Here is a 12269-nt window from a genome sequence, read left to right on the forward strand (position 1 = left end):
GCATGGCCTGCGGGCTGATCCCGCCGGGCCTGGCTAGTCCGCCGCCGGCGCCGCCTTCGCGCCGATTTCGAAATTCGGCGAGCCGTGTCCGCGCCGATAGGCGCTCGGCGTCGTCCCGGTCTCGGCCTTGAAGGCGCGGTTGAACGGCCCCAGCGAGTTGAAGCCGGCGTCGAGGGCGATGGTCAGGATCGGCACGTCGTCCTGCGCCGGATCGGCCAGGGCGGCCTTGGCCTCGGCGATGCGATAGCCGTTCAGGAAGGCGTTGAAGTTGCGATAGCCCAGGCCCTGGTTGATCACCCGCCGCAGCCGATGTTCGGGAACGCCGAGGTCGTGGGCCAGGGCGCCGATGGAGAGAGCCTCGCGGCGATAGGCGCGGTCCTCGCGCATGGCCCGCTCCAACGCGGCGGCGAGCGGGCGGTCGGCCAGCTCCAGCCCCGTCGCCGGCGCCTGGCGATCCGCCTCGGCCGGGCCGAACAGCGCCTCGCCGCCGCCCACGCGCAGCAGCGACCAGGCGACCGCCGCCCCGATCGCCAGCATGCCGGCCGCATCCGCGATCCCCGCGCCGGGGGCGTCCTCCACCGTGCCGCGCGCCAGGGCGGCCAGAACGCTGACCGCCATGTGCAGCCCCGAGGCCGCCACGATGAACACCCTCAGACGCCGGCGCGGCTCGACGAGGTCGGCGCGCCACGAGGCCATGGTCTGCACGGCGGCCAGGCCGGCGAACGCCAGCGCCTGGGCCGATCCGAAGCGCCCGATCACGCCGGCCAGCGGGCTGTGGGCGGGCTCCAGGGCGAAGTGGTTGAAGCCGACCGTCCCGACGACCAGCGCCCACAGCGCCAGGTGCCAGGGCCGCAGACGGAATCCGTCGTCGAACAGCCGCCGCGCGAACAGCCAGAAGACCAGGCTGTCGCCCGCCGAAAGCGCGATCAGCGGCGCCCCCCAGGGGCCGAGGCGGTCGTGCATGCCCGGCAGCGAGACCACCGCATAGGCCGCCGCGCTCACCGCGAACAACGCGCCCAGCCGCGCGGCCGTGAAGCGGTGGAAGTCCCGCAGCAGCAGCGCCGCCACGCCCACCAGCACGGCGCACACCCCGCCGCGCAGGAACAGATCGATCGAGACGAGGGCGTCCGCGCTCATGGCGCGGGCGAAGGTGTCACAGCCGCGTCTCCGAGCCTAGGCGCGCATGGAACATGTCGAGCGCCGCGCCGCCCCCTCCACCGCTACGCGGTCCCCCTCCCCCGCGGGGCGGGGGAGGAGAATTTGCCGCAGCGCCGCCTCGATCTCCTCCCCCTCTGGGGGAGGGGAACCCCGAAGGGGTGGAGGGGGCTTCGAGCCCCTCCGCCACCGCCGACCCTGTCAGGTCCCGCGGCGCCGGATCAACTCCTGAGCTTGCCGCCGGTCGCCTTCTCCACCGCCGCCACCACGCGGCCGCTCAGGGCCTCGATCTCGGCGTCGGTGAGGGTCTTCTCGCGGGGCTGGACCTCGACCTCGACGGCCACGGACTTCATGCCCTCGGCCACGCCCTTGCCCTGGTAGACGTCGAACACCCGCACGTCGGTGATCAGCGCCTTGTCGGCGCCGCCCGCCGCGCGCGCCAGCTCGCCCGCCGCCACGGTCTCGGCCACCACGAAGGCGAAGTCGCGCGAGAGCGGCATCAGGGTTGAGGCGCTCAGCGCCGGCCGGCCCTTGGTGGCCTTCTTCTTCGGCTCGGGCACGGCGTCCAGGGTGATCTCGAAGGCCAGCACCGGCCCGTCCACGTCCAGCGCCTTCAGGATGCGCGGATGCAGTTCGCCGAACTCGGCGACGACGTTCTTCGGGCCGAGCTGCAGGCGCGCGGAACGCCCCGGGTGCCACCAGGGCGACGATTGGCCCTGGGCCACCTGCAGCGGCGGCGCGCCGATGTCGTCGAGCAGGCCCAGCAGGTCGCCCTTCAGCGCGAACAGCGGATCGTCCCCGCCCTTGTCCCAACGGCGCGGCGGGTGCGGCGCCAGCACCGCGGCCACGGCGGTCTTCTGGTCGCCCGGCTCGTCGCCCAGGTAGACCGGACCCACCTCGAACAGCGCCACGTCCGGGAAGCCGCGCCGGGCGTTGCGCCCCACCGCCTCGATCAGGCCCGGCAGGATCGACGGGCGCATGGTCGAAAGGTCCGCCGCGATCGGGTTGGTCAGCACCAGGTTGGCCGCCCCGCCGCCGAACAGCTCGGCGAAATCCTGGCGGATGAAGCTCCAGGTGATCGCCTCGGAAAAGCCCCGCGCGGCCATGGACCGGCGGGCGGTGCGCATGCGCATCTGGCGGGTGGTCAGCACGCCGCCGGCCGGCCGGGCGATCGGCGGCAGCTCCTCGGCCGGCAGGGCGCCGTAGCCTTCGATCCGCGCCACTTCCTCGACGAGGTCGGCCTTGCCTTCCACGTCCCGCCGCCAGGTGGGCGGGGTCACGGTCGCGCCGTCGATGGAAAAGCCCAGGTCGGTCAGGATCTGGTCGATCCGCTCGGCCGGAATGGTCAGGCCCGAGAGCTTCTTCACATAGCCGCGGTCGAAGGCGACCGGCGCGGGCGGCGCCGGAAGCTCGCCGGCGAGAGTCACCTCGGAAGGCTCGCCGCCGCACAGCTCGAGGATCAGCCTGGTCGCCAGCTCCAGCCCCGGAACCACGAAGCCAGGATCGACGCCTCGGGCGAAGCGGTACTGGGCGTCGGAGACGATGCCGGTGGTCCGGCCGGTCTGGGCCGTGCGGATCGGGTCGAACCAGGCGCTTTCGACGAAGACGTCGACGGTCTCCTCCGAGCAGCCGGTGGACTCCCCGCCCATCACCCCGCCCAGGCCGATCGCGCCGGAGGCGTCGGCGATCACGCAGATCTCCGGGGTGATCTCGTAGGTCTTGCCGTCCAGGGCCTCCAGGCTCTCGCCCTCGCGGCCCAGCCGCGCCTCGACGAAGCCGCCGGAGAGCTTCTTGGCGTCATAGACGTGCAGCGGCCGGGCGCGGTCGTAGGAAAGCAGGTTGGTCACGTCGACCAGGGCGTTGATCGGCCGAAGCCCGATGGAGACGAGCTTGCGCTGCAGCCAGGCCGGCGAGGGCCCGTTCTTCACCCCCCGGATCAGCCGGCCGGCGAACGCCGGGCAGGCGTCCGAGCCGTCCAGCCGAATCTCGACGGGGCAGGGGAAGCTCCCCTTCACCGGCGCGACCGACAGATCCTCCAGCTTGCCGACGCCAGCGGCGGCCAGGTCGCGGGCGATGCCCGCCACCCCCAGCCAGTCGGGCCGGTTGGGCGTGACCTCGAAGTCGATCACCGCCTCCAGGCCGAGCGCCTGCACGGCGGGCGCGCCGACGGCCAGGGCCTCGTCCAGCTCCATGATGCCGTCGGACTCCTCGGCCACCTCCAGCTCGGCGGCCGAGCAGAGCATGCCGTTGGAGACCACGCCGCGCACCGGCCGCGCCTCCAGGGTGACGCCGGAGCCGGGCACATAGGCGCCGATCGGGGCGTAGACGGTGGTCAGGCCCGCGCGGGCGTTGGGCGCGCCGCAGACGATCTCTTTGCGCCCGTCCTTGGTGTCGACCTGGCAGACCCGCAGCTTGTCGGCGTTGGGGTGCTTCACCGCCTCGACGATCTTGGCGACGGAGAAGGCGGCCAGCTTGGACGCCGGGTCCTCCACGTGCTCGACCTCCAGGCCGGCCATGGTCATGGCCTCGACGATCTCGGCCGCCGAGGCTTGCGTGTCCAGGTGCTCGCGCAGCCAGGAAAGCGTGAACTTCATGGCGCGCTCCTCAGCTCAGGCCCGTGGCGGCGTTGGGAATGGCGAACGGGCCGAAGCCGTAGTGCTCCAGCCAGCGCACGTCCGAGGCGAACATGTCGCGCAGGTCCGGCATGCCGTACTTCAGCGTGCCCAGCCGGTCGATGCCGAAGCCGAAGGCGAAGCCCTGCCACTCGTCCGGGTCCAGGCCGCAGGTGCGCAGGATGTTGGGATGCACCATCCCGCAGCCGACCACCTCCATCCAGTCCTCGCCCTGGCCGATCTTCACCTCGTTTCCCGAGCGGTCGCAGCGCACGTCCAGCTCGGCCGACGGCTCGGTGAAGGGGAAGTGGTGCGGGCGGAAGCGCGTCTCCACCGCCGGGGTCTCGAAGAACCGGGCGATGAAGGTGTCCACGGTCCACTTCAGGTGGCCCATGTGGATGTTCCGGTCGATCACCAGACCTTCCATCTGGTGGAACATCGGGGTGTGAGTGGCGTCCGAGTCCGAGCGATAGGTGCGGCCCGGCACGATCACCCGGATCGGCGGCTCCTGGCCGTTGGCGATCCAGCCCGGCAGCTTCTCGTTGCTCTTCTGCATCACCCGCACCTGCACGGGGCTGGTGTGGGTGCGCAGGAGCTTGCGCTCGCCGCGTTCGTTCTCCGGCAGCCAGAAGGTGTCGTGCATCTCCCGCGCCGGATGCTTGGGCGGGAAGTTCAGCGCTGTGAAGTTGTGGAAGTCGTCCTCGATGTCCGGACCTTCGGCGAGGGAGAAGCCCATCTCGGCGAAGATGGCGATCATCTCGTCGAGCACCTGCATGGTCGGGTGCACCCCGCCCTTGCGCCGCGGCGGCGCGGGCAGGGTCAGGTCGACCCGCTCGGCGGCGAGCCGCGCGTCGAGCTCGGCGGCCTCCAGCGCGGTCTTCTTCTCGGCGAGCCTGGCGCCGATGCGGTCGCGCAGGCCGTTGATCAGCGGGCCCTGCTCGCGGCGCTCGTCGGGGCTCATGGAGCCCAGCGACTTCAGAAGCCCGGAGATGGAGCCGGACTTGCCGAGCGCGGCCACCCGCAGCGCCTCAAGCGCCTGGGCGTCGGCCGCCGCATCGATCTGGGCGGCCAGATCGGCTTCGAGTGTGGAAAGGTCGGTCATGGCGTCGTTCGTTTAGTGCGGAAACCGGGCTTCGCAAACACCTCGTCTTGGTCCCCCTCAGTCGCTTGCGCGACAGCTCCCCCAGAGGGGGAGCATCTTGGCTCGGCGCTTCCAGATCCTCCCCCTCTGGGGGAGGTGGCCCGGAGGGCCGGAGGGGGACTTTGGAGTGTTCGTCGGCCTGGCCTTGCGAATGCCAATGGGAGCGGCGGGAAGAGGGCAGCAAAAAGCCCTCCGGCGGGTGCGCCGAAGGGCTTTGAATGCTTCCGGGATCTAGACGATCCAGGCCTCAAGCCAGCGCGGCGCGAACCTTGTCGGCGATGGCCTTGAAAGCGGTCGGATCGTTGCCCGCGATGTCGGACAGGACCTTGCGGTCCATTTCGATCCCGGCCTTCTCAAGGCCGAAGATAAATCGGGAATAGGTGAAGCCTTCCAGCCGGGCCGCGGCGTTGATCCGCTGGATCCACAGCGAACGGAAGTTGCGCTTGCGCACCTTGCGGTCGCGATAGGCGTACTGTCCGGCGCGGTCCACCGCGGCCTTGGCGGCGCGGATGGTGTTCTTGCGGCGGCCGTAGAAGCCCTTGGCCTGTTCCAGGACCTTCTTGTGCTTGGCGTGGGCGACGACGCCCCGTTTCACGCGAGCCATGTCTCAGCGCTCCTTAAGATCAAAGGCCGTACGGCAGGTAGGTGCGGATGATCTTGGCGTCAGCCTCACCCATCACCTTGGTGCCGCGGTTCTGGCGGATGTACTTGGCGTTGTGGCTGATCAGCCGGTGCCGCTTGCCCGCCACGCCGGCCTTCAGCTTGCCGGTCGCGGTGATCTTGAAGCGCTTCTTGGCGCCGCTCTTGGTCTTCAGTTTCGGCATTTCACTGCGGAGCCGAAGCCCCGTCCTCTGGCGTATTGATGAGCCGTCCTGGCATGCCAATGGCCAGACGGCTCCGAAGAGCGGGGCTGATACGCGAAAGAGGCCGCAAAGGCAAGGGCCCGGGCCGCAGAGGGCGCGGGTCTAGATCGCCGTCTTCACCCGCGCGCCCACCTGCCGGGCCAGCCACAGGGCCGGGATGATCAGGATGGCGGTGAGCGCGAACGGCGCGCCCGGCGAGATCAGCGAGAAGATCTGGCCGGCGTAGATCGGCCCGCCGATCCGCGCCAGGGCGTTGGAGCTCATGTTCAGCCCCAGCATCTCGCCCTGCCGGTGCGGCGGCGCCGACCGGGACATCAGCGCCGTCAGGTTCGGGAAGCACACCGACTGGCCGAAGCTGACGAAGGCGAAGCCCGCCATGGCCATCGGCCAGTTGAGCGAGACGCATTGGACGACCATGCCGACGAACATGAACACCATGCCGAGGGTCAGCACCTGCACCTCGCCGAAGCGGCGCACGAGCTGGCCGTTGAACACCCCCTGGCAGAGCGCGCCGAAGGCGCCGATGAACATGAAGGCCAGGCCGATCTGCCGCGGGCCCCAGCCGAAGCGGTGCTCGGTCCACAGGCCGTAGGTGGCCTCGATCCCCGCGAAGCCGGACACCACCACGAAGCCGATGATCAGGATGCGGCTGATCACCGGGTGGGCGGCCGCCTCGCGCAGGGCTTCCAGGCGCGAGGCCTGCGGGGCGTGGCGGTCGGGCTCGCGCGCCTCGCGCACGAAGATCAGCACGGCGACGGCCGCGGCCAGGCCGAAGCCGGCCGCCGCGAACAGGGGCAGGTGGAAGCCGGCCGGACCCAGGGCCGGCCGGGCCAGGAGGCCGCCCAGCGCCGGGCCGGTCATGAAGCCCAGGCTGAAGGCCGCGCCCATCAGGCCCATCTTGGCCGCCCGCTCGCGGGGCGGGGTCATGTCGGCCAGCGCCCCCTGCAGGGTGGAGATGTTGCCCGACAGGAACCCGCCGACGAACCGCGCGGCCCAGGCCAGCACGATGTTCGGGCAGAAGGCCAGGGCCACATAGGAAAGCGCCGCCCCGCAGATGGTCATGGCCAGCACCGGCCGCCGGCCGATCCGGTCCGACAGCCGGCCCCAGAACGGCTCGCCCAGGAACTGGCCCATGGAGAAGGCCGAGAACAGGAGGGTGATCTGCCAGGCCTCGGCCCCGAACGCGTGGCCGAAGAACGGCAACAGCGGGATCACCACGCCGAAGCCGGCGATGCTGAGGAAGATGACCGCGAGCAGGGTGACCAGCGCGCGGATGTCGGTCTTGTCCGCGCCTTCGGCCATGTCAGGTGGCTCGCAGTCGCAGGAAGGCGCGGGCTCGTCGGCTGGCGGCTACGGCGATCAGGATCGCCGGAGCCGTCACCGCGGCGGCCAGGAAGAATGGCCCGTCGATTGAGACGTGCGAGAAGGCCAGCCCCGCGCAGAACGGGCCGACCACGCGGGCGAGCGCGCCGGTGGCGTTGTTGAGGCCCAGGATCTGGCCCTGCCGATGGGCTTCGGCGGTCTGCGAGATCAGCGCGCCCACGTTGGGGAAGGCCACCGACTGGCCCACCGCCGTCGCGCACATCAGCGCGATGGTCATCGCCGCCCCGGTCGAGAAGGGCTGGGTCGCCGCGCAGATCATGGTGATGGTCATGCCCAGCGCCAGCATCGGCCCCTCGCCGAACCGCTCCGACAGCCGGCCGGTGACGAACATCTGGGTGATCGCCGCGCAGACCCCGACGAAGGCGAAGCAGACGCCCACGTCGCGCGGGCCCCAGCCGAACTTGGCCTGCGACCACAGGCCGAAGATCGACTCGATGCCGGTGAAGGCGAAGCCCACCAGGAAGGTTAGCATCATCAGGGGGCCGATCACCGGGTGGCGCACGGCTTCGCCCGTGGCGGCCCAGCGGCTTGGCCGGTGGGTGATGCCCTTGTCGCGCACCCGGCTCTCCTTGATGAACAGGAAGATGCAGGTGGCCGAGGCCAGCGCCAGGGCCGAGGCGATGAACAGCGGAATGCGGAAGCCCACCGGCCCGGCGTTGGGGTGGGCGAACACCCCGCCCAGCGAGGGGCCCACGATCAGGCCGATGTTCCAGGCCGCCCCCTGATAGGCCATGCGCCGGGCGCGCTTGTCCGGCGGGGTCACGTCGGCGATGTAGCCCTGCACCACCGCGCCGTTGCCGCTGGCCAGGCCGCCGGCCAGGCGGATCAGGAACGCCACATAGACGTTCGGCGCGAACGCCAGGGCCAGGTAGCACAGGCAGTTGCCGCAGATCGTCGAGATCAGCAGCGGCTTGCGCCCGTACTTGTCCGACAGCCGCCCCCAGAACGGCTCGCCGAAGAAGGCGCCGATCGAATAGGCCGAGAAGATCAGGGCGATCTGCCAGGCCGGCGCGTTGAACGACTTGGCGTAGAACGGCAGCAACGGCACCACGATGCCGAAGCCGAGCATATTGATGAAGATGACGGCGATGAGCGACGCGGCCGCCAGTGGGGACGCCGTCGTCGCGGCCTCCCGGGCGGACTCAGACATGCGCCCGCCAGTAATCTAGCCCGCGGTATGGGGCAAGCGGTGGAAACGCGAAGATGCGGTGACGTCTAGCCGGTCCACGGGCCCAAGATGCTCCCCCTCTGGGGGAGCTGTCGGCGAAGCCGGCTGAGGGGGACTTTGAAACCTCTGTGGCTCTGTGACCAAGACCAGCGGGCTTGAGCCGTCTCGTACGCATCGGCTCGCACCTAGAGGGAGGGAGCAGTCAAAGTCCCCCTCAGGCCCTCCGGGCCAGCTCCCCCAAAGGGGGAGCATCTGGACGGCTAAGTCGGCCTCGAACGGAAACGGCCGCCCGGAGGCGGCCGTTGAACAGGTCGTCGGATCGGATCCTCAGCGCGGGGCCAGGATCATGATCATCTGGCGGCCTTCCATGCGCGGCTCGTACTCCACCTTGGCCACCGGCTCGAAGTCCGCCTTGACCTGCTGGAGCAGCTTCATGCCGAGCTCGGGGTGGGCCAGCTCACGGCCGCGGAAGCGCAGGGTGACCTTCACCTTGTCGCCTTCCTCGAAGAAGCGGTGCATCGACTTGGCTTTGACCTCGTAGTCGTGCTTGTCGATGTTCGGGCGGAGCTTGATCTCCTTGATCTCCACCACCTTCTGCCGCTTGCGCGCCTCGTTCTTCTTCTTCTGCTCCTGGAACTTGAACTTGCCGTAGTCCAGGATCTTGCAAACGGGCGGATCCGCGTTGGGGACGATCTCCACCAGGTCCAGTCCCGCTTCCTCGGCGGCTTCCAGGGCGGCGGAGGTGGGCATCACGCCCTGCTTCTCACCGTTCTGGTCGATGAGCAGAACGCGGGGGACGCGGATGTCTTCGTTGATGCGCGGCCCATCCTTGACGGGCGGCGCCTGCATGGGGCGGCGAATAGGCTATGCTCCGTGAGCGGCTGAAACGACAAACGCCCGGGGCGCTAGGCGCGCTCCGGTCGCATGTACACTATATGACCGCCCCGGGCGCCCCGATCAAGCATCGACGGGCGAGGGAGCCAACGCGCGGGCCGCTTGCAGCACTTGCGCCACAGGCATGTCCGCCAGATCGGGCGAGCGCAGCACGGCCACGTGCCCGCGCGGCGCGGCCAGCGCCGGATCGGAGGCGTTGGAGAACAGCACGATGGTCGGCGCCCCCGCCGCGGCGGCCAGGTGCAGCGGTCCGGTGTCGTTGCCGACCACCAGCGCCGCGCGCGCGCCGAGCGCGGCGATGCGGGCGAAATCGGTGTGGCCGGTCAAGTCGCGGGCCTGGGGCGTGCGGCGCTGGATCACCCGGGCCAGCGGCGTCTCCTGCGGCCCGCCGATGATCAGGATGTCGAAGCCGCGGCCGTGCAGCGCCTGGGCCAACTCGGCGTAGAGCTCGGCCGGCCAGCGCTTCTCCGGACGGTGCGCCGAGCCGCCGGGGATCAGCATCACATAGGGCTTGGGGCTGGTCGCCGTGTCCGGTTTGGCCTTGTCCAGCACCCAGGAGACGTCCGGCGGCGGCGCCATGCCCGGCTCAATGGGCGCGTCCGGCCAGATCCCCGCCGCCTTGAGCTGGTCGGCCTGGCGCTCCAGGGTGTGCATGTGGTCCCGCTCGGGGTTCCTGTGCGGGTGCGAGCAGCCCATGGCGATGCCCGACCACTGCGGCGGGAACGGCCAGAAGCCCAGGTACATCAGGCTCGAGCGCGACGAGGTCTGCAGGTCGTAGACCCGGTCGTAGCGGCCGCGGCGCAGCCGGCCGATCAGCGCCATCCACTCCCTGAACCCCTCGGGGCGGCCGTCGGCCTCCACCTCGTCCACATAGGGGCACAGCCGCGCCAGGGCCTCGAAGGGCGGGGTGGTCAGGAGCGTGATGCGCGCGTCCGGATGGGCCTCGCGGATCTTGCGCATGGCCGCCAGCGCCAGCACGAAGTCGCCCAGCGCCGACAGCTTGATCACCAGGATGCGCTTGATCTTGCGGGCCATCTCAGGCGTGCGCGTCCAGCACGCGTTCATAGGCCGCGAGCGTCGCCTGGCACATGGCCTCGGCCGAGTAGAGCTGGCGCGACCGGTTGGCGGCCAGGGCGCCCATGCTGGCCAGTTCGCCCGGCCCGGCGTCGATCGCCCGCGCCAGCGCCCGCGCCCAGGCGTCCACGTCGCCCGGCGGGACCAGCCAGCCGGTCTTGCCGTCCAGGATGGTCTCGGTGGTGCCCCCATGGGCCGAGGCGATCACCGGCCGGCCCATCACCTGCGGCTCCACCGCCGCGCGGCCGAAGCTCTCCGGCACGGTGGTGGGCAGGATCGCCAGGTCGCACACCACGCAGGCGGCGGGAATGTCGTCGCAATGGCCGACCAGCTTGATCTGGCCGGACAGGCCCGCCTCGGCGATCGCCTGCTCGACCTCCTCGCGGTAGCCCGTGCGGCCCTGGTCGTCACCGGCGAAGATGATCAGGAAGTCCTCGCGCCCCTCGGCCTTCAGCTTCGCGGCGGCCGCCACGATGGTCAGGTGGCCCTTGATGCGGGTCAGCCGTCCGGCCAGGAGAATCTTGACGCGCCGGTCGTCCGGGGCGATCCCCCAGGCCTCGCGCAGGGCGGCCAGGCGGCTGGGCGTGACCCAGTTGGGGTTGAACCGATCCAGGTCCACCCCGCGCGGAATGGTCACCACCTTGTTCGGATCGATCTTGTGCTCGGCCAGCACGTGATCGCGCGTGTAGTCGGAATTGGCGATCACCAGGTCGCCGCGGGTCATGATCGCGTTGTACCAGCGTTTCAACCGGCTCTTGGCGCCGTAGACTCCGTGGTAGGTGGCGATGAAGGGGGTGTGCGTGGCCTTGGCGGCCCACAGCGCCGAGAACGCCGGGGCGCGGGAGCGCGCGTGCACGATGCTCACCTTCTCGCGGCGGATCAGGTCGACCAGGCGCGCGGCGTTGCCCAGCATCACCAGCGGGTTCTTGGTCTGCACTGGCATCTGCGCCAGCCGGCCCCCGTCGGATTCCAGCCGAGCGGCCATGCGCCCGCCTCGCGTGGCCACCAGCGCCTTGCCGCCGGCGGCGACCACGGCTTGGGCCACGTCGATGGTGCTCTGCTCGGCGCCGCCGGTGTCGAGTTCGGGCACCACCTGCAGCAGGGTGAAGTCTTCGGGCAGGCTCACGGGCCTCTCCATAGCGTACGCGCGGTTTTGGTAAACCCTGCGCGACGCTGACGTAACGCCGCGCCCAGGCTAAACACCGGCCATGGACGATGCGATCCGATATCTGACCCGGCCGGACGGCGCCCGCCTGGCCTGGCGCGCGATCAAGGGGGCCGGGCCCACGGTGGTGTGGCTGGGCGGCTTCCGCTCGGAGATGGCGGCGACCAAGGCCGACGCCCTGGCCGCCTGGGCCAAGGCGGCGGGCCACGGCTTCCTGCGCTTCGACTACTTCGGCCACGGCGTCTCCGACGGCGACTTCCGGGCCGGCACGATCAGCCGCTGGCGCGACGACGCCCTGGCCTTGCTGGACGAGCTGGTGGAAGGGCCGGCGGTGCTCTGCGGCTCGTCCATGGGCGGCTGGCTGGCCTGCCTGGCCGCCATCGCCCGGCCGGAGCGGGTCAAGGCGATGGTGCTGATCGCCCCGGCCGCCGACTTCACCGAGAAGCTGATGGGCCCGGAGCTCTCCGACGAGGCCCGCGCGGCGCTCGCGGCCGACGGAGTCTGGATGCGCCCTTCGGCCTACGGCGATCCCTATCCGATCACCCAGGCCCTGTTCGACGACGGCGCCCGCTGGTCGATCCTGCCCGGCCCCGTACCCATCGAGGTCCCCGTGCGCGTCCTGCAGGGCGGCGCCGACCCGGATGTGCCCTGGACCCACGCCTTGGAGCTGGCCAACGAGCTGAAGTCGCCCGACGTGGTCTTCACCCTGATCAAGGACGGCGATCACCGCCTCTCACGGCCGCAGGACATCGCCCGGCTGATCGCCGCGGTCGAGGAACTGGTCGCCTAGCCGCAGATCGCATCGCCCAAGATG

At 70.6% G+C, this 12269-nt stretch carries 11 protein-coding genes; 1 reads left to right on the forward strand and 10 read right to left on the reverse strand.

Going from position 1 to position 12269, the window contains the following annotated elements:
* Positions 1-33: 33 nt before the first annotated feature.
* From ACE3TA_RS13715 to ACE3TA_RS13760, 10 genes are all read right to left on the reverse strand, one after another.
* Positions 34-1137 carry a helix-turn-helix domain-containing protein gene (locus ACE3TA_RS13715; RefSeq protein WP_374574576.1) on the reverse strand — a complete coding sequence of 368 codons (1104 nt, stop codon included), beginning with the start codon at positions 1135-1137 and terminating at the stop codon, positions 34-36.
* Between the two features lie 239 nt (positions 1138-1376).
* The gene (gene pheT / locus ACE3TA_RS13720; RefSeq protein WP_374574578.1) at positions 1377-3749 is read right to left on the reverse strand and encodes a phenylalanine--tRNA ligase subunit beta; all 2373 of its coding nucleotides are present in this window, start codon (positions 3747-3749) and stop codon (positions 1377-1379) included.
* A 10-nt stretch (positions 3750-3759) separates the two neighbouring features.
* Positions 3760-4869, reverse strand: a complete 1110-nt coding sequence (gene pheS, locus ACE3TA_RS13725) for a phenylalanine--tRNA ligase subunit alpha (protein WP_374574580.1) — start codon at positions 4867-4869, stop codon at positions 3760-3762.
* Between the two features lie 286 nt (positions 4870-5155).
* Positions 5156-5512: a 50S ribosomal protein L20 gene (gene rplT / locus ACE3TA_RS13730; RefSeq protein WP_374574582.1), complete on the reverse strand. Its 357-nt coding sequence runs from the start codon at positions 5510-5512 to the stop codon at positions 5156-5158.
* Positions 5513-5531: 19 nt separating this feature from the next.
* On the reverse strand, positions 5532-5732 hold the full coding sequence (rpmI, locus tag ACE3TA_RS13735) for a 50S ribosomal protein L35 (protein ID WP_374574583.1): 201 nt from the start codon (positions 5730-5732) through the stop codon (positions 5532-5534).
* Positions 5733-5873: 141 nt separating this feature from the next.
* Positions 5874-7073: an MFS transporter gene (locus ACE3TA_RS13740; protein ID WP_374574585.1), complete on the reverse strand. Its 1200-nt coding sequence runs from the start codon at positions 7071-7073 to the stop codon at positions 5874-5876.
* 1 nt (position 7074) lies between these two features.
* Positions 7075-8304, reverse strand: coding sequence for an MFS transporter (locus ACE3TA_RS13745; protein WP_374574587.1), 1230 nt, complete (start codon positions 8302-8304; stop codon positions 7075-7077).
* A gap of 345 nt (positions 8305-8649) precedes the next feature.
* A complete protein-coding gene (gene infC / locus ACE3TA_RS13750; protein WP_374574589.1) occupies positions 8650-9171 on the reverse strand; it encodes a translation initiation factor IF-3 in 522 nt (173 codons plus the stop codon).
* Between the two features lie 108 nt (positions 9172-9279).
* Positions 9280-10251, reverse strand: a complete 972-nt coding sequence (locus tag ACE3TA_RS13755; protein WP_374574591.1) for a glycosyltransferase family 9 protein — start codon at positions 10249-10251, stop codon at positions 9280-9282.
* A gap of 1 nt (position 10252) precedes the next feature.
* The gene (locus ACE3TA_RS13760; protein WP_374574593.1) at positions 10253-11416 is read right to left on the reverse strand and encodes a glycosyltransferase family 4 protein; all 1164 of its coding nucleotides are present in this window, start codon (positions 11414-11416) and stop codon (positions 10253-10255) included.
* Between the two features lie 82 nt (positions 11417-11498).
* On the opposite strand from ACE3TA_RS13760, the gene ACE3TA_RS13765 reads away from it, so the two are divergent.
* Positions 11499-12245 carry an alpha/beta fold hydrolase gene (locus ACE3TA_RS13765; RefSeq protein ID WP_374574595.1) on the forward strand — a complete coding sequence of 249 codons (747 nt, stop codon included), beginning with the start codon at positions 11499-11501 and terminating at the stop codon, positions 12243-12245.
* The last annotated feature ends 24 nt before the right edge of the window (positions 12246-12269 follow it).

Origin of the sequence: Phenylobacterium sp. (assembly GCF_041916435.1) — a bacterium.
In the GTDB taxonomy this organism is placed as follows: domain Bacteria; phylum Pseudomonadota; class Alphaproteobacteria; order Caulobacterales; family Caulobacteraceae; genus Phenylobacterium.

Excerpts from the sequence above, each read along its gene's own strand:
- ACE3TA_RS13715 (WP_374574576.1), bottom strand. The coding sequence starts at position 1,137 with ATGAGCGCGGACGCCCTCGTCTCGATCGATCTGTTCCTGCGCGGCGGG.
- pheT (WP_374574578.1), bottom strand. The coding sequence starts at position 3,749 with ATGAAGTTCACGCTTTCCTGGCTGCGCGAGCACCTGGACACGCAAGCC.
- pheS (WP_374574580.1), bottom strand. The coding sequence starts at position 4,869 with ATGACCGACCTTTCCACACTCGAAGCCGATCTGGCCGCCCAGATCGAT.
- rplT (WP_374574582.1), bottom strand. The coding sequence starts at position 5,512 with ATGGCTCGCGTGAAACGGGGCGTCGTCGCCCACGCCAAGCACAAGAAG.
- rpmI (WP_374574583.1), bottom strand. The coding sequence starts at position 5,732 with ATGCCGAAACTGAAGACCAAGAGCGGCGCCAAGAAGCGCTTCAAGATC.
- ACE3TA_RS13740 (WP_374574585.1), bottom strand. The coding sequence starts at position 7,073 with ATGGCCGAAGGCGCGGACAAGACCGACATCCGCGCGCTGGTCACCCTG.
- ACE3TA_RS13745 (WP_374574587.1), bottom strand. The coding sequence starts at position 8,304 with ATGTCTGAGTCCGCCCGGGAGGCCGCGACGACGGCGTCCCCACTGGCG.
- infC (WP_374574589.1), bottom strand. The coding sequence starts at position 9,171 with ATGCAGGCGCCGCCCGTCAAGGATGGGCCGCGCATCAACGAAGACATC.
- ACE3TA_RS13755 (WP_374574591.1), bottom strand. The coding sequence starts at position 10,251 with ATGGCCCGCAAGATCAAGCGCATCCTGGTGATCAAGCTGTCGGCGCTG.
- ACE3TA_RS13765 (WP_374574595.1), top strand. The coding sequence starts at position 11,499 with ATGGACGATGCGATCCGATATCTGACCCGGCCGGACGGCGCCCGCCTG.